This is a genomic window from Cupriavidus sp. 291-E7, assembly GCF_057798835.1.
Map to the genome: position 1 here is coordinate 12503 of NZ_JBYOJV010000003.1, position 21469 is coordinate 33971.

Below are 21469 nucleotides of genomic sequence, written 5' to 3' on the forward strand. Positions count from 1 at the left end.
TGAACAGGAGTCGTTCGCCCAGCTTAGTGGGTCGTAGTCCCCGTTTCAACGCTGTGGAGATCTCTACAGATATAGCGAACTCACCGCGCAAGTGCCTGACATATCGCATGTTCCGGCATCGACTGCGCCTTCAGTCGCGGGCGATGCCGAAAAACGCGCCGATCAATGACTGATCATCCAGGGCCTGCCTTCGGATTGCCTGACCGCGTCCGGCGGCCTGGCCACCTTTGCCGTCTTGCAGCACCCACATCCGGCGCCATGCAAGGTCCTTTCCTTCGGTGACGATGCGCTGCGCTCGTTGAGCGAGTGGGCAGCACGGGCCGCCGTGCTCAGCCTGCCGAGCGCAGGCGCGGCTATCAGCGCGCGCGGGGCGGCCGTGCCGCAGCCGGGGCAGGGCGCCGGCTCGTCACGCCGCGTCATCGGACGTAGCACGGTGAACGTGCCACAGTCATCGCATTGATAGTCATAGGTAGGCATATCGGCTCCGGCAGGGCGGCGGTGTCAGGTAAGGTCCGGCGAGAGCGGCAGATCCACGGTGCCCTGGATCATCTTCGTGGGTCCGCTCGCGCTTGGCCGAATGTCGAAGTCAAAGATCTGCGTCGGCAACCATAGCGTGGCGCAGGCGTTCGGCACATCGACCACGCCACTGATGTGGCCCTGGACCGGCGCGGTTCCCAGGATCGAATACGCCTGCGCGCGCGAGTAGCCGAATTTGGTGAGGTACTCGATCGCGTTGAGGCAGGCCTGGCGGTAGGCGACGTTCACGTCCAGGAAATGCCGCTTGCCCGATTCATCCACCGAAATGCCTTCGAAGATCAGGTAGTCGTTATAGCTCGGCGTGATCGGGCTGGGTTTGAAGATCGGATTGCGAATGCCGTACTTGGCCATGCCGTCCTTGATTAGCGTGACGCGCATGTGGACCCAGCCGGCCATTTCGATCGCGCCACAGAACGTGATTTCGCCATCGCCCTGCGAGAAGTGAAGGTCGCCCACCGACAGGCCGGCGCCGTCCACGTAGACCGGGAAATAGACCTTGGCACCGCGCGAGAGATCCTTGATGTCGCAGTTGCCGCCATGTTCGCGTGGGGGCACGGTGCGGGCGCCCGTGGCTGCCGCCTGGTTGCGCGCATCGCCCTGCAGCTTGCCCATGTGCGCCGTGGCGGCGAAAGGCGGATTGGCCAACGCCGGTACACGGTTCGGGTCCGTGGCAAGCAGATCGGCCTCGCGCTTGTTCCAGGTCTCAAGCATGGCCTTGTCGGGCAGGCAACCAATCAGGCCGGGGTGAATCAGTCCGGCAAAGTTCACGCCGGGGATATGGCGCGAAGACGTGAACATGCCATGAAAGTCCCAGATGGATTTCTGCGCCTGCGGGAAGTGGTCGGTCAGGAAACCGCCGCCGTTCTGCTTCGAAAAGAAACCATTGAAGCCCCACTGACTGTCGGGCTTGGCACCGATGTCGAGCAGGTCCACCACCAGCAGGTCGCCGGGCTCCGCACCTTCGACGCCCACGGGGCCGGACAGGAAGTGGACGATCGACAGGTCGATATCACGCACGTCATCGGCGGAATCGTTGTTCTTGATAAAGCCGCCTGTCCAGTCGTAGGTCTCCAGAATAAAGTCGTCGCCTGGCTTGACCCAGCACGTCATGGGGATATCGGGGTGCCACCGGTTGTGGACGTTCGGATTCTCGTAGGGCGATTGGGCGAGATCGACCTGGATCAGCGTATCGGTCATGACATTGCCTCCTGGTTAAGTGCGGGGATGGATAGAAGCTGGCGGGATCAGACGGACAGGTATTCGCGGATGTGCGCCACGTCGGTGCCGTGACGTGGCGTCTCATGTACGAAGCGTCCGCCCTCGATGACGAACAGGCGGTCCGCTACATCCAGCGCGAAACTCAGGACCTGTTCGGAAAACACGATCGTGATGTCGCGCGTGCGCCGGATTTCGTTGAGCGCTCGCGCAATGTCCTTGACGATCGATGGCTGGATGCCCTCGGTAGGCTCATCGAGCAGCAACACCTTCGGGTTGGATACCAGCGCGCGCGCGATGGCCAGTTGCTGCTGCTGGCCGCCGGACAGGTTGCCGCCTTTGCGGCGACGCATATCGAACAGCACCGGGAACATGGCAAAAATCTCGTCGGGAATGCGCCGCGTCTTGCCCTGCTCCATGCCGGTCAAGATGTTTTCCTCGACGGTCAGGTGCGAGAAGATCATGCGTCCCTGCGGTACATAGCCGATGCCGGCGCGCACGCGCCTGTAGCTTTCATCGCGCGAGACGTCGTGGCCGTTCACGCAGACCTGGCCCGTGCGCAACGGAAGCATGCCGATCATGGCCTTGAAGAGTGTGGTCTTGCCCATGCCGTTGCGGCCCATGATGGCAACGGTCTCGCCTTGCGCGGCGGTGAACGAGACGCCGTGCAGCGCCTCGCTCTGGCCGTAGTTCACTACCACGTTGTCGACGGTCAGCATGTGAATGTCCTCCGTTCCATTGCGGGGCGCTCAGTGGCCCAGGTAGACGTCAATGACGCGCGGGTCGTTCTGGACCTGCGCCATCGATCCTTCCGCCAGGATCTTTCCCTGGTGCATCACGGTGACCTTGTCCGCGATCTGCTGTACGAAATCCATGTCATGCTCGATCACGATCACGGCGCGTCCCTTGCTGATGCGTTTGAGCAGCTCCGCCGTGAGTTCGCGTTCGCGCACGCTCATGCCGGCGATCGGCTCGTCAAGCATCAGCAATTGCGGTTCCTGCATCAGCAGCATGCCGATCTCCAGCCATTGCTTCTGGCCGTGGGACAGCTGCGCGGCCTCGCGGTCCAGCGCGTCGCGCAGGCCGATCTCGGTGGCCACGTCGTCCACACGCTGGCGCACCTCATCACTTGTGCGGAATGCCAGGGCGCCAAAAACGCCGCGTCCGCGTGGAAACGACACCGCCAGGTTCTGGAACACGCTGAGGTTTTCGTAGATCGAAGGCGTTTGAAACTTGCGGCCCACCCCGGCGCGCACGATCTCGTACTCGGGCAGACCCGTCATTTCACGGTTTGCGAACTTGATGCTGCCGCCGCTCGCGCGGGTCTTGCCGCACACCAGGTCAAGTAATGTGGTCTTGCCCGCGCCGTTCGGGCCAATAATCACGCGCAGTTCGTCCCGGTCGACATACAGCGTAAGGTTGTCGATGGCCTTGAATCCGTCGAACGACACGGAAAGGTCCTCCACAGCCAGCATGAAATCGGTGTTGCTCATGGTCGCTCCCGGTCAGGCCGTCTTCGCCGGCATGTCTTTGGCAGGCCCGGTTCGTTTGCCGGTGCGGCGGCGGCCCAGGTACTTGTGGTAGAGGCCGGCCAGTCCGTCGGGGAATGCAACGACCACGCCGATGAATAGCGTCGCCATCAGGAACAGCCACAAATCCGGGAAGCTCTCCGAGAAGTAGGTCTTTCCGGCATTGACCAGCAGCGTGCCCCAGACCGCGCCAACCAGACTCATGCGGCCGCCCACCGCCGCGAAAATCACCATTTCGATCGATGGCACGATCCCGACGAACGAGGGCGACATGAAGCCGACCTGCAGCGTGAACATGGCGCCGCCGATGGCGGACAGTGCAGCGGCCAGGCAGAACACGAAGACCTTGAACATCGAGACGTCGTATCCGGAAAACCGCACGCGGTCCTCCTTGTCGCGCATGGCAAGCAGCAGCACGCCAAGCTTGGTGTGCTGGATCCAGCGACATAGCAGCATCGTGCCAAACAGCAGCGCAACGTTGACGAAGTAGAGAACCAGCTTGGCGTTGTCGGTGCGGATGTCCCAGCCGAGCATCGTCTTGAGGTCCGTGATGCCGTTGACGCCGCCTGTATAGCCCTGCTGGCCGATGATCAGTACCGACAGAATCAGCGCCACGGCCTGCGTGATGATCGCGAAGTACACGCCACCCACGCGGCGCCGGAACATGGCGAAGCTGACGACAAAGGCCAGCAGCACAGGCACGGCGATCACACCGATCAGCGCAAACGGCAAGTGCCGGAACGGCTCCCACCACCAGGGCAGCGCGGTGAGCTGGTTCCAGTCCATGAAGTCGGGAATGCCGGGCGTGGACTGGATCGCAGTGCTCTTCGGGTCAGAGGCTTCGAGCTTCAGGAACATCGCCATGACATAGCCGCCAAGGCCGAAGAAGACGCCCTGTCCCAGGCTCAGCACGCCGCCGTAGCCCCAGAGCATGACCAGCCCGACCGCCACGAAGGCGTAGCACAGGTATTTGCCGATGAGGTTCAGGCGGAAGACGTCGAGCGTCAGTGGCATGACGACCACCAGCACCAGCGCCAGCAGTGCGTAGCCGATCCACTCGCCGCCGAGCGCGCCCACCCGCTGGCGCAGCGGAAGTGATTTCGTGGGAGACATTGTCGAACTCCGTGAAGGGGAAAGGGTCAGCGCCGCACCGCCGGTGCGAAAAGGCCTTGCGGGCGGATCATCAGGATCGTCACGATCAGCAGCAGCGTCAGCACGCGCGCCATCGAACCTGTCATGAAGAACTCGGTGATCGATTGCGTTTGGGCGATACCGAAGGCCGATGCCACCGTACCGGCCAAACTGGCCGCGCCGCCGAAAGTCACTACCAGGAAGGAGTCGACGATATATAGCGCGCCGCTGGTGGGGCCGGTCGAGCCGATGGTGGTGAATGCCGCGCCCGCCACGCCCGCAATGCCACAACCGATGGCGAACGTCAGTCGGTCCGTTTGCTTTGTATTGATGCCGGCGGCATTGGCCATCGCGCGATTTGCCGTGGTGGCGCGCACGCGCAGCCCCCACCGTGACCGATACAGAGCCAGCCACACCAGCCCGGCCACAGCCAGCGTCAGCGCCATCACGAACAGACCGTTGATTGGAATATCCAGGCCCGGCGCCGGCGCCCACGAACCCATGAGCCAGTCGGGCAAGGTCGGGCTGACTTCCTTGGGGCCGAAGATCGAGCGGAACATCTGCTGCATGCCTAACGAAAGGCCCCAGGTAGCCAGCAAGGTATCGAGCGGGCGCTTGTAAAGGTGCCGGATCAGCGCCCATTCGGCCAGCCATCCGGCAACGAACGCGATGCAGAAAGCCGCGCCGATGGCCAGCGGGAAGTACCAGCCCATCCATGTCGGCGCCAGCCGTTCCACTGTGGTCGATGCCAGGAAGATCGTGTAGGCGCCGATGGTCATGAACTCGCCGTGGGCCATGTTGATGACGCCCATCTGCCCGAAGATGATGGCAAGCCCGAGCGCCATCAGCAGCAGCACCGAGAACAGGCTCAGGCCCGCAAAGCCCTGCATAAGGCCGATGTTCAGCATGTCGGAAAGATTCATGACCGTGCTCCCGCGTTGATGTTTTACTGGTAACCCTTGGGGAACGGGTTCGGCGGAATCAGCTGCGGCGATTCCGCCACGACCTTGAATTGCCCATCCAGCTGGGCCAGCCCGACGCGGGTCTTGCTCCAGAGGTGATGGTTCGGGTCGACCTTTACATACCCTTCCGGCGCGGTCTTCAGTTCGATGCCGGGAGATGCCGCCACGACCTTGTCGATATCGAAGCTGCCGGCCTTTTCCACCGCGGCCTTCCATAGCCACGGCCCGAGATAGGCCGCCTGCGTGACGTCGCCGATAACGGACTTCGCGCCGAACTTGGCCTTGAAGGCGTCCACGAACTGCTTGTTATTGGGGTTGTCCAGCGACTGGAAGTACTTCATCGCGGCGTAGTAGCCGGCGATGTTCTCGCCGCCGATGCCAAGCACTTCGTCCTCGGTCACGGAGATGGTCAGCAGGAATTGCTTGTCCGCCGTGATGCCGGCTGCCTTGAGCTGTTTGTAGAACGCCACGTTGGAGCCACCAACCACGATGGCGTAGATGCAGTCGGGCTTGGCGACCTTGATCTTGTTGATCAGCGAATTGAAATTGGTGTGGCCCAGCGGGTAGTATTCCTCGCCCACCACCTTGAGCTTCTGGAAATTCTCGATGTGCTTGCGCGCGATCTTGTTCGACGTGCGCGGCCAGATGTAGTCCGATCCGATCAGGAAGAAGCTCTTGGCATTCTTCTGCTTGGCGGCCCAGTCCAGACCCCAGATGATCTGCTGCGTGGCTTCCTGCCCGGTGTAGATGACGTTCTTCGACTGCTCCAGACCTTCGTAGAAGGTGGGGTAGTAGAGCAGGCCGTTTTCCTTTTCGAAGACCGGCAGCACGGCCTTGCGCGATGCGGAAGTCCAGCAGCCGAACACGGCCGCGACGCGATCGTTGACAAGCAGCTTCTTCGATTTCTCGGCGAACGTGGGCCAGTCCGACGCGCCATCCTCCTTGATGATCTTGATCTTGCGCCCCAGGATGCCGCCGGCCGCGTTGATCTGGTCGATGGCCAGTTGCTCGGCCTGGATCGAACCGGTCTCGGAGATTGCCATCGTGCCCGTGGCCGAATGAAGCTGGCCGACCGTGACCTCGGTATCGGTCACCGCCAGCTTCGTCGTGTTGACGGCCGACGTGGGCAGGTTGGCGCCGTAGGCCTGCGTCGCCATGCCAGCCAGCGGCAACGCTGGCAGCGCGGCGAGGCCCTGCATGAGGCGGCGCCGGTTCAGCGATACCGACTGGCTTTCATCGGACGCCGCCGGAGACGACCCGTTTTCGTTCTTGTCACGCATGTTCAACGCTCCTAGGAGGGCAGGTGAGGGTGGGTGCTGCGTTGGGCGGATCTTGCGGCGGGCGTACGCAGGACGGAATACGTCATTCAACGTACAGGCGGGTACATGCAGGCTCGTGGGTTCGTGGCAATGCGCGGGCGCCTGTGCCCGCAAACGGGGACAGCGCGGACACGGCACAGCTTTTGCATTCGTACGCCGGTTCGACCTTGCCAAATCCCCGATATGTCGAGTGCCCGCCCACCCGTGCAGCGCATCAGCAAGATCCGGCGCGACTACAACCGCTGGGTCGCCGACGAGACGCTTGAGGACTACGCGTTGCGTTATGCACCAAGGTCGTTCCGCAAATGGAGCGCCTTTCGGGTAGCCAATACCGCTTTTGGTGCAGTGGCATTCCTGGCGCTGGAAGCCATCGGCGCGGCCATTACGCTGAGCTACGGCTTTACCAATGCGATGTGGGCCATCGCCGCAGTGAGTGTTGTCATCTTCCTCACCGGGCTGCCCATCTCCTACCATGCGGCGCGTGATGGGCTGGACATGGACTTGCTGGCGCGCGGCGCCGGATTCGGCTACCTCGGGTCCACCATCACGTCGCTGATTTATGCGACGTTCACCTTCATCTTCTTCGCGCTTGAGGCGGCCATCATGGCGCAGGCCTTCGAGCTGCTGTTCGGCCTGCCGCGCTGGATCGGCTACCTGTTGTCGTCGGTACTCGTGATACCGCTCGTCATGCACGGCGTGACGCTCTTGTCGCGTATCCAGCTATGGACGCAGCCGCTCTGGCTGGTGCTGCTCCTGCTGCCCTATGCGTTGATACTGTGGCGCGAGCCGCAGCATTACACGGCCTTCCTGACGTTGAATGGGCGCCTGGCGGACGGCGACGGTTTCTCCTGGCATGCCTTCGGTGCCGCCGCAACGGTGGCGGCCGCGTTGATCGGACAGATTGCCGAGCAGGTGGATTTCCTGCGGTTCATGCCACCGCTGACGCGTAGCAACCGGGTTCGCTGGTGGAGCGCGCTGATTGCCGCCGGGCCGGGCTGGATCGTCCTCGGTGCCGCCAAGATGGCAGGCGGCGCCTTTTTGGCGTTTATCGTGTTGCAGTCGGAACTGCCGATCGCTCACGCGCTGGAGCCCACGCAAATGTACCTGGCAGGTTTCGCGCGCGGACTTGGCAGCGGATGGCCGGCGTGGGCACCGGTGCTGCTGACGGGGCTGCTGGTGCTGGTCTCGCAGACCAAGATCAACATTACCAATGCCTACGCCGGATCGCTGGCGTGGTCGAATGTGTTTGCCCGGCTCACGCACAGCCATCCCGGGCGCGTGGTCTGGCTGGCATTCAATGTGCTGATCGCCGTGATGCTGATGGCAATGGGTGTGTTCGAGGCGATGGAGCAGGTGCTGGCCCTGTATGCGCATCTGGCCGTCGCCTGGGTCGGCGCGATTTTTGGCGACCTGGTCATCAGCAAACCACTGGGCCTTTCGCCGCACCATGTCGAATTCCGGCGGGCATACCTGTTCGATATCAATCCAGCCGGATTCGGGAGTATGGCGCTGGCGTCGGGACTTTCGTTGCTGATGCACATGGGCGTGTTCGGCGACATGCTGCGGCCAGCGTCGATCGGCGTTTCGCTGGTGTTGTCGACGGTGTTGCCGCCGTTGATCGCGCTGGTGACGCACAGCCGCTATTTCATTGCGCGTACGCCGGTGGACTTCGGCGAGCGCCACAAGATTGTCCGTTGCGCGATCTGCCGCAATCCATTTGAACGCGAGGACATGGCGGGTTGCCCCGCGTATCGGGGGCCGATCTGCTCGCTATGCTGCACGCTCGATGCGCGATGCGGGGATCGCTGCAAGCCCGGCGCAAGCGCGCAGGAACAGATCGCCACGGCGCTCACACGCGTACTGCCGGCTGGCACGCCACCGGTCACGGCGCGCCGCATCGGTCAGTTCGTGCTGGTGCTGGCCGGCATGGTGTTCGCGTTCGGCACATTGCTCTGGCTGCTCTATACCCAGGGGAAGTTGACGAGCCAGCTCGCACCGGCTGCGGTGCCAGGCTCCGCGCTATTCCTGAAAATCGGCGCCGGGCTGGCATTGCTGGCAGCGGTGGCCGCCTGGTGGCTGGTACTGGTCAATGAAAGCCGCACCGTCGCGCAGGAGGAATCGGAACGCCAGAACCTGCTGCTGCAAAAGGAAATCGACGCGCATCGCCAGACCGACGCACTCCTCCAGCATGCCAAGGAAGTGGCCGAGCAAGCCAATCTGGCCAAGAGTCGCTTCATCACCGGCATGAGCCATGAAATGCGCGCGGGCCTGAACTCGATTCTTGGGTACTCGCAATTGCTGCTGCGTGCGCCGACGCTGCCGATGACGTACCGCGAGGATGTGCGCACCATCGGTCGCGCCGGAGAACACTTGTCGAGCCTGGTGGACGGTCTGCTGGAGTTGTCGCGGATCGAAGCCGGAAAGCTGCGACTGGAGCTGGAGGCGGTGTCGCTCGAATCCCTGTTCGATGATCTGGTACGGATGTTCCGGCCGCTAGCCACGGCGCGCGGCCTGGCGTTCCACTATCGCGTTTCGGGAAAGCTCCCCTTGCACGTGCATGGCGATTCAAAGCGCTTGCGGCAGATCGTTATCAATCTGGTCAGCAATGCAATCAAGTTCACGGAGCAGGGGTCCGTCACACTGGCCGTACGTCACCAGCGCGAGCTGGCCACCATCAGCGTCAGTGACACCGGCGCCGGCATCTCCATCGAAGACCAGTCGCGCATTTTCGATCCGTTCGAACGTGGCACCCAACACGACGACCGCGAGGGAATCGGGCTGGGACTTGCGATTGTGCGGCTGCTCGCGGAATTGATGGGTGGCGATATCCACGTACGCAGCGTGCCGGGCGAGGGCAGTGAGTTCATTGTGCGTCTCTACCTGCCGGCTGTGTCTGCCGTGGCGGCCCCCGGCAAAGCAGCGCCGTCGATGCCGCTACCAGCGAACGCACGCATTCTGATCGTCGATGACCGCGCCGAGCATCGCGCCGTGCTGCGCGGGTTCCTGGCGCCACTGGGTCTGATGGTGCACGAAGTGTGCGAAGGCGCGCAGGTACTGCCCACGTTGCGCGAATGGCGTCCGCATCTGGTGTTGCTGGACCTGAATCTTCCTGATGCCTCGGGTTGGGAGCTGTGTCGACAGATTCGCGCCGAGCCATCGGCGCCGGAGGTGGTCATCGTGTCCGCCAATGCGCACGAGAATACCGAAGAGGCCCGTCACATGCATGGTTGCGCCGGCTTCATCAGCAAGCCCGTACGAGCGGCCGAACTGATCAGCATCGTGCATCGGGTGCTGGCGGCGGTGCCGGTCCCGGTGCCACAGGCGGCGCCGCCTGATCCCGAAATACTGCGAGAGCTGCTGGCGATGGGCGCGACGGGGCGCTTGCGCGCCGCGGAAGCGCATTTGGCCGAGATGGCGGAGGGCGATGGCGCTGTTGCAGCCTGGGCGCTCCAGATGTTGCCACTGGCGCGCACGGATGCCGCTGCGCTGACCGAGTCCCTAGGTGAGGCACTACATGCAACCCGATCCTGATAACCGGCACGCATCCTCCGCCATCGCAACACGTGTGATGGTGGTGGACGACAGCCCCGACGCCCGTGGCTTCCTCAGCCGCGCGCTGGGTGACGAAGCCATGCTCGTACACGCTGCGTCCAGCGGCAATGCCGCGTTGGATGCGTTGGCGTTCTTTGTGCCTGATGCCGTGTTGCTCGATGTGGACATGCCGGGCATGGATGGCTTTGCAACGTGCGAAGCGCTGATGGGGCGCCACGCCGACCTGCCCGTCATCTTCATGACCGGCCTGGGCGACACCAGTCACATCGTCCGGGGATTTGAAGTCGGTGCGTGCGACTATGTCACCAAGCCCGTTGTCATTGCCGAAGTCGTGGCACGAGTGCGTTCGCACGCCAGCAAGGCGCGATTGGCGCGCAGCGCGCGCGAGGCGGTATTGAGCAGTGCGACGCCGATGTTCGCGGCGGACGTGAACGGTCGTTGGCTCTGGAGCAATGGGACCGCCACGCAGCTGCTGCAGGCTCAGGGTTGGCAGGTCCCGGCAGCGGGGGCGGCGTTGCCGCTACCGCTGGCCGATGCATTGCAAGCGCTAAGGCTCACCGTGCAGATCGCTCTCGATGGTCTGTGCCTGCGCCGGCTGACCGGCCAGGACTCGGACTGGATGGCGATCGAAATGACGTCGGCCGTACCGGCGGGAGGGCCCGCATCAGAGGCGGCCGTCGGCAAGTGCGGCCCGTTGCTGACAGTCCGAGAGGCCGAGGTCATCACCTGGGTGGCGCGCGGCAAGACCAATCGTGACGTCGCGGAGATATTGGGGATGAGCCCGCGTACGGTGAACAAACACCTTGAGCACATCTACGAGAAGCTGGGCGTGGAGACGCGAACAGCCGCTGTGGCGGCGGCGCAGCGGCACGTCGGCCAGCTTCAGGCAACGGAGTAGGCCGGAGGCAAGGAAGCGCGGCTCGCTATCCCGCCTTCGTTGCCATCGTGGCGGTCACTGCGGCGCGCAAGGCAAGCAGATAGCTATCGACGCCGAATCCACAGATCTGCCCTTTCACAATCTCGGAAAACACGGAGTGATGCCGGAATGGTTCGCGGGCGTGGATATTGGACATATGAACCTCGACCACCGGCACGGTCAGAATCGCCAGCGCGTCTCGAATGCCGTAGCTGTAGTGGGTCCACGCCCCGGCATTGATGAGTACCGCATCGACACCATCGACGAAGGCCTGGTGAATGCGTTCACACATGTCGCCCTCATGGTTGATCTGGTAGCTGTCAACGGACACGCCCAGTTCGCGTCCCAATGCATGCAACTGGCTGTCGATTTCCGCAAGCGTGATCGTTCCATACTGAGTGGGATCGCGCTTGCCGAACATGTTGTGATTGATTCCGTGCAGCATCAGTATCGTTGTCACGTTGTCTTCCTTTTTCATCGCTACGCGGTTGCGCAATCACGTGCCGTGGTGACGATCTCGCCCGTACGGGCAGCCTCGGCGATCGCTTCCGTGATGCGGAGGTTTTGCAAGCCGTCGTGCACCGTTACGAGTGGCAACGCCGTGCCGGCGATGACGTCGCAGAAGTGGTCGAGCTGCAATGCAAGCGGGTCGGCGCGTTCGACTTCCTCGGCGCCGATCTGGAACGGCTTCCACCACGAGCGGTCTTCCTTGCGTGCGTAGGTCTTGAGGCGCATCGTCGGAACGGACAGCGAACCCATGTCACCCGCGATGACGTAGCAGTCTTCATCGCCATAGGAGGGATAGCTCTTGTTTTCCTGAGACGTCTGTTCCCAGCTACGCGCGGCGGCGGCAGTGTCGGACAGCAGGAAGGTGCCGATCGCACCGCACGCGAAGCGTAGATTGATCGCGACCGTGTCCTCCACCGGAAACGCGCGCGTTGCGTGCGACGCCAGCGCTTGAACCGCGACGATCTCGCCGCACAGGGAGCGAAGGTTCCCGATCTCGTGAATCATGTTGATGAGGATCGGACCGCCACCCACCTGACGACGCCACGGCGCAATGTCGAAGTAATCGTCGGGCTTGTAGAACACCGCGCTTCCCATCACGCTCACCACCTTTCCGAGCCGCCCCTGCCCGATGATCTCGCGCGCCTTGGCGAGAATCGGGCTGTGCGCGCGGTGATGACCGACGAGCAACGGGACACGACTCTGCTCGGCGGCGGCAAGCAGCCGTTCACCTTCCGCAAGGCAATGGGCCACCGGCTTTTCGATCAGGGCCGGCACACCCGCGGCGATGCATTCCAGTGCCTGCTCGACGTGTAACTGGTTTGGCGTGGCGAGGACGATTCCGTCCGGATGGCGTTCGTTGAAAAGCTGATCGAGCGTCTGGTAGTACGGCACGCCGGCAGTGTCCGCGATCTCCCTGGCAGCGGGACTCGGATCGACGATGGCCGCGAGCTGACAGCGGTTGCTGGCCAGTATCAGTTCGATGTGGCGTCGGCCGATGAGTCCTGCCCCGGCAACAGCCAGCTGAATTTGTCTCATGTGATCTCGGGGTGATCTTGGGCGCCCCCATTGGACGACCTCGTGATTTGAGACTAGATTACTCATGACTCTGACAACGATAATCAGCGAAAATGGAAAATCACCATGCGCTAATAGCCAACAATGACGGCTTCCTGCGTGATCTCCAGCTCTTCTGCACGGTCGCTTTGCGATCCAGCTTCATCACGGCATCGACAGAGACCGGCATTTCGCCGTCGCACGTAAGCAAGCGCATCGCCTTGCTGGAGGCGACGCTCGGGGTCAAGCTGTTTTCGCGTACAACGCGGCGTGTGACGATCACCAGCGATGGCGAAGCAGCGTTCCAGTGGGCGCAGAAAATCCTTGATGACGTTCAGGGAATGACTGACGCGCTGGCGGGTCCCAAAGGCGATCCGCGCGGTCTTATCCGCATCAGCACGAGCTTGCGGCTTGGGCGCGAGCATGTGTCGCCGATACTCTCGCTATTGCGGCAAAAGTTCGGCGGACTCGAAGTCTGGCTGGAACTGCTCGACCGCCGTGTCGACCTTGTCAGCGAGAGTTTCGACATCGACGTTCGCGTCGGCGAGGTTGAGGAGCCTCATCTGATTCCGCACAAGATCGTCGATAGCGCCCGCATCCTGTGCGCGGCGCCGGCGTACCTGGCTCGCAAAGGCAGCCCCAAATGCCTGGCGGACCTTGCCCAGCATGATTGCCTGCCGTTTCGCGGGCGCGACCAGCGCTTTGGCGTATGGCGCCTGACAGGGCCGAATGGGGAAGAGGCTGTGAAAGTAACGGGGCCGGTCGCGTCCAATCACAGCGATATCGTCCGGCAATGGGCGCTCGAAGGCTATGGCGTCATCATGGCCTCGGTGTGGGACGTGGCATCGAGTCTTCAGTCAGGCGCACTGGTGCGTATTCTGCCCGCCTACTCGCAGCGTGCCGATGTCTGGGCCGTGACATCGGCACGTTCATCCTCCTCGCCAAAGGTCCGGGTCTGCGTGGATTTTCTCAAGGAACAATTGACGAGCGGGCCTTTCGCGTTGGTCGTGCAGGGCTTTGCATGAACGCGGCGGCCCGCGCGCTACGGCGTCACCAACTCGAACTTCGGATCGAACTGGTCGAGCATGCCCAGCCATGCCTGCAACGCGGTTGGGTCGCCGTCGATCTTCGCATGACCGGCCTGCACGGCCGCCTGTAGCGTGGTCTGGCCAAGGAGCGTGCCGATCAGCACCGCGCGCGGCGCAGTCAGCGTGACTTGCGCGTTCGCGTGCTGTCGTCCGGACTTGTAGAGGAAGACTGAGTTCTCCGCGCTGAGCGCGTATTGCTTGCCGGTATCGGGCTGCACCCAGTTGATCCGCATATCGTGGCCCACCGAACGATCGCTGTTGAGCCGCACCGCGAGCAGGTCGAGCAGCATCGAATCGGTCATGGCGCGCACCATATCCGGGCTCGACGTTTGCGTGCCCTGGGCCTTGGATACACCGTTGCGCAGTTCGTGGGCGCCCATCAGATAAGCGCTGCGCCACGAGGCGGATTCCGCCTGATAGCCAAGCTGCTCCAATGCATCGGCTTCGAGGTTGCGGGCTGCCTGGTTGCCGGGATCGGCGAACACGACATGCTTGACCACTTCGGCCACCCAGCGATAGTCGCCTTGTGCGTACGACTGGCGCGCCTGGGCCAATACCTTGTCCGCGCCGCCCATGAATTTCACGTAGCGCTGCGCCGACTCTTCGGGCGGCAGCGGATGCAGGTCGGCCGGATTGCCGCTATACCAGCCCAGATAGCGCTGATACACGGCCTTGGCGTTGTGGTTGACCGTGCCGTAGTAGCTGCGCAGGTCCCACTGGCTGGCCAGGGTCGGCGGCAGTTTCAGGCGCTCCGCGATTTCGGTCATCGTGTAGCCCTGATTGGCCAGGCGCAGCGATTGATCGTGGATGAACTTGTAGCCGTCACGCTGGCGCGAGAGGAATGCCGCGATATTCTGCTGGCCCCACTTGGGCCAATGGTGCTGGGCGAACAGTACTTCGGTGCGGGCGCCAAAGCGGTCGGCGGTCTCGTCCAGCGCGCGCCACCACTGGTTGGCGTCACGCACCTGCGCGCCCCGGATCGTGTACAGGTTGTGGAGGTTGTGGGTGGCATCCTCGGCGGCACACAGCGCTTTCCATTGCGGGAAGTAGACCAGCATCTCGGCCGGCGCCTCGCTGCCGGGCGCCATCTGGAATTCCATCCGCACGCCGTCGATCGTGCGTGTCTCGCCGGACTTCGTCACGAGTTCCGTGGGGGCGATCAACGTGATGGTGCCCAGTGACACGGTCTTGCCCAGGCCGGCATCGACCTGCCCCTTGGGACCCTTGGGCAGCAGCGCACCATACATGTATTGCGCCCGTCGGCTCATGGCGTTGCCGGCGTAGATGTTCTCGCTGACCGCTTCCTCCATGAACCCTTCCGGCGCCAGAATTCGAACGCGGCCAGCTTTGACGTCGGCCTCGTCGACCACGCCCTTTACGCCGCCAAAATGGTCGGCGTGGCTATGCGTGTAGATCACGGCCACGACCGGCTTGCGCGGGCGATGCTTGTAGTAGAGATCGAGCGCGGCGTGCGCCGTTTCCGACGTCAGCAGCGGATCGATCACGATCAGGCCGGTGTCGCCCTCGATCAGCGTCATGTTCGACAGATCGAATCCGCGCACCTGGTAGATGCGGTCCGTCACCTGGAACAGGCCATGTTTCAGGTTGAGCTGGGCCTGGCGCCAGAGACTCGGGTTGACCGTGGCCGGCGCTGTCTGGTTTGCCAGGAACGCATAGCTGTTCAGATCCCATACCACGCGGCCCTGGGCGTTGCGGATTTCGCCGGCTTCCAGCGTGCCGATCCATCCGCGCTGCGCATCTTCATAGTCCTGGCGATTGGCGAACGGCAGTTGCTGCAGCACATTGGCATTGGCCGTCTGCGTGGCCGACGTGGCATCGCCGGGTACCGGCGGGGCTTCGATAGCCAGTGCATTGCCAAACATCAGTGCCGCGACGGCGCTCATCACGGCGGATTTGCGAAACATGTCAGTCTCCTTTTTATCTGTCTATTCGTGCGTTTGGGCGACGGCGGGGCCTAGCGCCAGTCCTGGGCGATCATGTGCGCGCCTTTCTCTCCGATCATGATCGACGGTGCATTGGTATTGCCGCCGACGAGCGTGGGCATGATCGAGGCATCGACCACGCGCAGGCGCTCCATGCCGCGCACGCGCAGGCGATGGTCGACCACGGCCGCTTCATCGTTGCCCATGCGGCAGGTGCCCACCGGGTGATAGATGCTGTCCGTGCGCTGGCGCAGGAGGTGCACCAGTTCGTCGTCGGAGCGGACGTTCTTCACATAAAGTTCGCGTGGCGCGTAACGTGCCATTGGTCCGCTGGACATGATCTCGCGCGAGAGCTTGTAGCCCTTGAGCAGCCGCGCCACGTCGTCGTCGTCGCCGAGGAAGTTGGGATCGATACGCGGCGCCGCCAGCGGATTGGCCGATTGCAGACCAACCGATCCTCGGCTCTTTGGGCGCAGCACGCATACGTGGCAGCTCATGCCGTGGCCCAGGTGCTGCTTGCGGTTGTGGTCGTCCACGATGCCGGTCACCCAGTGAAGCTGGACGTCAGGGCGCGCCAGCGTCGGGTCCGTGCGCAGGAACGCGCCAGCCTCGCCAAAGTTGCTGGCCAGCAGACCCGTCTGGTGCTTGCGATATTCGAAGAATGCGCGCGTCATCGTGGTGGCACCGCGCAGCGATAGCCCCATCAGCGTCTTGTCGTGCGTCTTGTAGGGCAGCACATAGTCGGGATGATCGACGAGCCCCTGGCCCACACCCGGCAGCGCGTGACGCAGCGGAATGCGGTGCGGCTTCAGTGCGGCCTCGTCGCCAATGCCGGACAGCAGCAGCAACTGCGGAGACCCGAACGCGCCGGCGGCCACGATGGTTTCGCGCTTGGCCATCACGTCCACGGGCCGGCCCTTGACGCGGACGGTGACCCCTTGCGCCACGTTGCCGCGCAGGATCAGCCCGGTGGCGTGCGCGCCGGTCAATACCGTGAGATTGGGCCGATCCGCGCGCAGCGGATGCAGGAAGGCTACCGCCGCGCTACAGCGCCGGCCATCGCGGATCGTCACGTGATAGTGGCCGACGCCTTCCTGGTCGGCCCCGTTGAAGTCGTCATTGACCTGGTGGCCCGCGGCGCGTCCGGCTTCGACGAATGCGTGCGTGGCGGGATGGGCATCAAGCTGGCTGACGCGCAGTTCGCCGCCGGCACCGTGATAGGCGCTGGCGCCGCCAAAGAAGTCTTCGGACTGACGGAACCACGGCAGCACATCGTCATAGGCCCAGCCGGGATTGCCCAGCGCGGCCCAGTCGTCATAGTCGGTGCGATGGCCACGGATGTAGATCATCGCGTTGATGGCGCTGCTGCCGCCGAGCGTCTTGCCGCGCGGCTGATAACCGAGGCGGCCGTTCAGGCCCCGTTGCGGCACGGTCTTGAAGGCCCAGTTGACATGGCGCGTGGGCAGGATGCCGATGATGCCGGCCGGCGTGTGGATCAGCGGCGAGCGGTCGGTCGGGCCTGCTTCGATCAGGCAGACGCGCACGGCGGGATCGGCGCTCAGGCGGTTGGCCAGCACGCAGCCGGCCGAACCCGCGCCCACGATTACGTAGTCGAATTCCATGATGTGAACGGTGTGTGGATCAGTCCTGGCGCGCCGGGGTATGCGTGGGCGCGGTGGGTTGGTGGGAATGTTGGGAGGGAGCGGCGGGCGTGGCGCCGAGGAACAGGCGCAGCGCCATCCGCTGGACGAACGTGCCGTATGGGGGATGGAACAGTTCGATCGGGAACCACTGGCGCTCCGCAAACACCGCCTTGGCATGCGACAACTCGCGGAAGCCTTCCGCGCCGTGATAGTTGCCCATCCCCGAGGTGCCGGTTCCACCAAACGGCAGGTCGTGATTGAGCACGTGCCAGCCCCAGTCGTTGAGGGTCACGCCGCCGGCGTGGGTCCGCTGCAGCAGCGTTTCGGTCTCGGCCTTGTCCTTGCCGAAGTAGTACATCGCCAGCGGCCGGGTACCGGCACGGACGTGCGCGATGACATCGCCAAAATCGCGGTACGTGAACACCGGCAGGATCGGACCGAAGATTTCTTCCTGCGCGATGCGCATCCTGGGCGTGACGCCAAGCACGACGTGCAGCGGCAGCCGTCGTCCGTCTTCCGGCATGGCCGCGCGCATGACGTGGGCACCGTGAGCGCGGGCGTTATCGAGCAGTTCCTGCATGCGCCGGTAGGCGCGCTCATGAATGACCGATGTGTAGTCGGCGCCGTCGGCCGGGAACAACTGCGCGGCTTGGGCGATGACTTCGGTGGCAAAGCGGGCGGCGTCGGCCTCGGGTACCAGGGCGTAGTCAGGCGCCACGCAGATCTGGCCCGCGTTGACGGTCTTGCCATGCGCGATGCGCCGCGCGGCCGTTGACAGGTCTGCGGTGCGCGACACGATTGCCGGCGACTTGCCGCCCAGTTCCAGCGTCACCGGCGTCAGATGCTCGGCAGCGGCGCGCATGACATGGCGGCCGACCTCGGGGGACCCGGTGAAGACCAGGTGGTCGAACGGTAGTGCCGTGAACTGGCGCGCGACGTCGGCATCGCCTTCCACCAGGGCCACTTCGTCTTCAGCAAATACGTCGGCCAGCAGTGCGCGCAGTGCGGCCGAGGTGTGCGGCGCGAACTCGGACGTTTTGATCATGCAGCGATTGCCGGCGGCCAGCGCGGTTGCCAGTGGCCCCAGCGCCAGATAGATCGGAAAGTTCCACGGCACCACGACGCCGACCACGCCCTTGGGCTGGTATCGGACGCTCGCGCGGTTACCCAGGAACAGCCATTCCACATGGCGGCGCGAGGGACGCATCCATCGGCGCAGGCCGCCGAGCAGGTGATTGATATGGAGGACGGACGGCAGCACATCGACCGTCATCGTCTCCGCGTGCGCGCGCCCGCCGAAATCACGATCCGCGGCAACGGCCAGGTGGCCGGCGTGCTCGCGCACGGCAGCCCGCAACTTGCGCAAGGCCGCCTTGCGCGTGGCGAGTGATGGATAGGGCGTGTCGGCAAACGCCGCCCGCTGCGCGGTGAGCAGATTTTCCAGTTCTTGCGGCGTTGTCATCACAATAAAAGCCCTTAAATTAAACTGAACGATCAGTACAATTTCAGTGTCGGGTTGATGGCAACCGCATGTCAAGGCTGCATGGCGGGACTTAGGGCAAGTCCGGAGAGGCGCTATGGCGCCGCTGCTACAATTTGCGACACCTTCAATCGGTGAATTTGATGAGCGCAAGTGAAACCGGCGACGCTGTCGCCACCCCGTCTGGGCCGACGAAGTACCGCCGGGGGTTGGAGACCCGCAATCGCGTGATCACGCTCACCAAGCAGCTGATTGCCGAGCATGGCTATACCGAAGTGACGCTCGACCGGATTTCGGCACAGGCCAATGTGGCAAAGAGCAGCCTGCTGTGGCATTTCGGCAGCAAGGAGATGTTGCTGGCCGAGGCGGCGATCAGCCTGTTCCAGGAAATCGAACTGGAGCTGGATCCGCTGGATCTGGTCGGCAAGTCGACCACCGAGCGCGTCGATGAAGTGTTTGCCCGCGTGGCGGACTACTTCACGCGCAACCCCGAAACCAAGGGGGTGGTGCTGGCATTGCTGTTCTCCGCCACGACGCCCCAGACCGTGCGCGAGCACATCCGCGAGGGATGGGACGGGCACGTTCGGGTTCTGGTGGATGCGCTGGGCACGGCGGAGCGGCCGCTGCCGGTGCCGATGGCGCGCACCGTGCTGGCGCTGTTCCACGGGGCCTATTGCCACTGGTACGCGAATGGACGTACCCAGCCGATCGAAACCTACTTCGATCCAGCGCGCGAACTCGTGATGCACTGGCTGGTGCAGCCAGCGGCCTGATCAAGGTTCAAAGTTGCGGCGGAATGCGCGGTCAGGCTGCGGGACCGCTGGTTCACCAGTAGCCCAGAACCTTCCACCAAAGGCCGCCGGCCACGGTGAAGATCAGCAGGTTCACCACGCACATCACGAATCCGACACGCCACCAGGTTCCCATCGAGACGTAACCGCTGCCGAAGATGATTGGCGAGGTGCCCGTCGCATAGTGAGTCAGCGTCATCATGATCGCCGAGCCTGCCGCCATCAACAGCATGAACGGCACCACATAGGCGGGCGGGATGAGGTGAACGCCGACTGTCAGGAAGGCGAGCATCATGGCGCTGATATGAGCGGTAGTGCTTGCGAACAGATAGTGCGAGAAAACAAAGACCGCCACCAGGATCGCGGCCGTGCCGCCCCAGCCGACGCCGCTGGCCTCGATGGCGTTGCTCATGCCCTTGGAGAACCAGCCAATCACGCCTTGCTTGTTCAATTGCTCGGCCAGCATGATCAGCGCGCCGAACCAGATCAGCGTGTCCCAGGCGCTCTTTTCCGATAGCACGTCATCCCAGTCAATCGTGCCAGTGATGATCAGCGCGAAAAGACCGACAAAGGCGACAACCGTCGGGTCCAACGTGAACGCCGGCCCGAATATGAATGCCGGAATGTTGGCCCACAGCACCAGCAGCAGCGCGAACGTCCCCATCATGACTTTTTCTTTTGGCGACACGGGACCCATCCTCGCCATTTCATTGCGCGCATACTCGACGGCATTGGGTGTGACCTTGAGTTGCGGGGGTGATAGCACGTAAATCACCAGTGGCATCGCCAGCATGCACAACAGACCGGGCAGCAGCATGCAGAGCGCCCAGCTTGTCCAGCTCAGGTGCAGATTCTGATTGGTCGCTTTGGCGATGTAGTCCACCACCAGGGGATTGGGGGCGGTGGCGGTGACGAACATCGCGGAAGAAATCGGATTGGCGTGATAGTTGACCAACGCCAGGTAGGTGCCGACTTTGGCTTCCGTACCTTTGGCCGGGTCCGAGTCGAATGCATTGGCGATCGACTTCATGATCGGATGCACGATGCCGCCGCCGCGCGCGGTGTTGCTCGGCGTGAACGGTGCCAGCACCAACTCACAGGTGGCCAGGCCATATCCGATGCCTATCGTTCGCTTTCCCATTAGCGAGATAAACATCAGGCCGATGCGGGTACCCAATCCAGTCTTTTTTAGTCCGCGAGAGATCAGGATCGCCGCGACGATCAGCCATATCAGCGGATTGTCGTAGGCGGTCAGGGCATCGGCGATCGCCCCTTTGGACGAGGTCGACGTAACCTGCGACAACGACAGGATCACGATGGCCATTAATGCCATTACCCCGATCGGCATGACCTTCAAAATGATCGCGACGATCGTTGTCAGAAAGATGGCAACCAGGCCCCATGCCTTTGGCGTTAGCCCTTCTGGCACAGGTATCAACCACAGAATGATCAGGACGGCCGTAGCGATCAAAGCGGGGCCGAGCCGAAACGGGACAACGCTGTTGAAGTAGCGGAACACCGCTTTTAATGTTGTGAGCATCCCAATCCATCCCAGAGAGGTTTGAGGGAGTCAATGTCCTTCCACGCTATGGTTTATATGACCTTTTTGGTAGAAATGCCAGTTGTAGAGCGCTTTATATGGGCGTGCTCCGTCGGCTAACCAATAGCGCAACAGAAATCCGTTTCGATTCGGTAGAACAGGCAGCAGCACTACGATGCTGCAATGTCGATAACCTCGATAGTCATGAATGACTACGGATTGCGCCAGGCAGTAAGGCAGGTAACGAGGAAATACTGAAT

General features: G+C 63.0%; 16 protein-coding genes and 1 pseudogene. 4 read left to right on the forward strand and 13 right to left on the reverse strand.

Annotated features, from left to right (window positions below):
* Positions 1-354: 354 nt before the first annotated feature.
* From AC3FLX_RS06000 to urtA, 7 genes and pseudogenes are all read right to left on the reverse strand, one after another.
* Positions 355-477, reverse strand: a pseudogene (locus AC3FLX_RS06000) (zinc ribbon domain-containing protein); the annotation flags it as partial.
* 24 nt (positions 478-501) lie between these two features.
* Positions 502-1734: a formamidase gene (fmdA, locus tag AC3FLX_RS06005; protein ID WP_488694764.1), complete on the reverse strand. Its 1233-nt coding sequence runs from the start codon at positions 1732-1734 to the stop codon at positions 502-504.
* Between the two features lie 47 nt (positions 1735-1781).
* Positions 1782-2471: an urea ABC transporter ATP-binding subunit UrtE gene (gene urtE, locus AC3FLX_RS06010; protein WP_488694766.1), complete on the reverse strand. Its 690-nt coding sequence runs from the start codon at positions 2469-2471 to the stop codon at positions 1782-1784.
* Positions 2472-2501: 30 nt separating this feature from the next.
* Entirely contained in the window at positions 2502-3245 is a 744-nt protein-coding gene (urtD, locus tag AC3FLX_RS06015; protein ID WP_488694768.1) for an urea ABC transporter ATP-binding protein UrtD, read from the reverse strand.
* Between the two features lie 12 nt (positions 3246-3257).
* Positions 3258-4394 carry an urea ABC transporter permease subunit UrtC gene (gene urtC / locus AC3FLX_RS06020; protein WP_488694770.1) on the reverse strand — a complete coding sequence of 379 codons (1137 nt, stop codon included), beginning with the start codon at positions 4392-4394 and terminating at the stop codon, positions 3258-3260.
* 26 nt (positions 4395-4420) lie between these two features.
* Positions 4421-5335, reverse strand: coding sequence for an urea ABC transporter permease subunit UrtB (gene urtB / locus AC3FLX_RS06025; protein ID WP_488694772.1), 915 nt, complete (start codon positions 5333-5335; stop codon positions 4421-4423).
* 23 nt (positions 5336-5358) lie between these two features.
* A complete protein-coding gene (urtA, locus tag AC3FLX_RS06030; protein ID WP_488694774.1) occupies positions 5359-6654 on the reverse strand; it encodes an urea ABC transporter substrate-binding protein in 1296 nt (431 codons plus the stop codon).
* Positions 6655-6876: 222 nt separating this feature from the next.
* On the opposite strand from urtA, the gene AC3FLX_RS06035 reads away from it, so the two are divergent.
* Both AC3FLX_RS06035 and AC3FLX_RS06040 read left to right on the forward strand, forming a co-directional pair.
* A complete protein-coding gene (locus AC3FLX_RS06035) occupies positions 6877-10224 on the forward strand; it encodes a hybrid sensor histidine kinase/response regulator (protein WP_488694776.1) in 3348 nt (1115 codons plus the stop codon).
* Entirely contained in the window at positions 10208-11143 is a 936-nt protein-coding gene (locus AC3FLX_RS06040; protein ID WP_488694778.1) for a response regulator, read from the forward strand. The genes AC3FLX_RS06035 and AC3FLX_RS06040 overlap by 17 nt, the downstream gene beginning before the upstream one ends.
* A 25-nt stretch (positions 11144-11168) precedes the next feature.
* On the opposite strand, the gene aroQ is transcribed toward AC3FLX_RS06040, so the two are convergent.
* Both aroQ and AC3FLX_RS06050 read right to left on the reverse strand, forming a co-directional pair.
* Positions 11169-11621 (reverse strand): type II 3-dehydroquinate dehydratase, encoded by a 453-nt coding sequence (aroQ, locus tag AC3FLX_RS06045; protein ID WP_488694780.1) that lies wholly within the window; start codon positions 11619-11621, stop codon positions 11169-11171.
* 20 nt (positions 11622-11641) lie between these two features.
* Positions 11642-12706 (reverse strand): Gfo/Idh/MocA family protein, encoded by a 1065-nt coding sequence (locus AC3FLX_RS06050; protein WP_488694782.1) that lies wholly within the window; start codon positions 12704-12706, stop codon positions 11642-11644.
* A 92-nt stretch (positions 12707-12798) separates the two neighbouring features.
* Between AC3FLX_RS06050 and AC3FLX_RS06055 the strand changes: the two genes are divergently transcribed.
* Entirely contained in the window at positions 12799-13749 is a 951-nt protein-coding gene (locus AC3FLX_RS06055) for a LysR family transcriptional regulator (protein WP_488694784.1), read from the forward strand.
* Between the two features lie 17 nt (positions 13750-13766).
* On the opposite strand, the gene AC3FLX_RS06060 is transcribed toward AC3FLX_RS06055, so the two are convergent.
* From AC3FLX_RS06060 to AC3FLX_RS06070, 3 genes are read right to left on the reverse strand one after another with little or no spacing between them, the layout of a single operon-like run.
* Positions 13767-15737 (reverse strand): alkyl/aryl-sulfatase, encoded by a 1971-nt coding sequence (locus AC3FLX_RS06060; RefSeq protein ID WP_488694786.1) that lies wholly within the window; start codon positions 15735-15737, stop codon positions 13767-13769.
* A 50-nt stretch (positions 15738-15787) separates the two neighbouring features.
* Positions 15788-17377, reverse strand: coding sequence for a GMC family oxidoreductase (locus AC3FLX_RS06065; RefSeq protein ID WP_488694788.1), 1590 nt, complete (start codon positions 17375-17377; stop codon positions 15788-15790).
* A 19-nt stretch (positions 17378-17396) separates the two neighbouring features.
* Complete coding sequence (locus AC3FLX_RS06070) at positions 17397-18860, reverse strand: coniferyl aldehyde dehydrogenase (RefSeq protein ID WP_488694790.1); 1464 nt, start codon at positions 18858-18860, stop codon at positions 17397-17399.
* A gap of 161 nt (positions 18861-19021) precedes the next feature.
* Here AC3FLX_RS06070 and AC3FLX_RS06075 point away from each other — a divergent pair, with 161 nt between their 5' ends.
* Positions 19022-19651 (forward strand): TetR/AcrR family transcriptional regulator, encoded by a 630-nt coding sequence (locus AC3FLX_RS06075; protein WP_488694792.1) that lies wholly within the window; start codon positions 19022-19024, stop codon positions 19649-19651.
* 52 nt (positions 19652-19703) lie between these two features.
* On the opposite strand, the gene AC3FLX_RS06080 is transcribed toward AC3FLX_RS06075, so the two are convergent.
* Entirely contained in the window at positions 19704-21209 is a 1506-nt protein-coding gene (locus tag AC3FLX_RS06080; protein WP_488694794.1) for a DASS family sodium-coupled anion symporter, read from the reverse strand.
* Positions 21210-21469 lie beyond the last annotated feature (260 nt).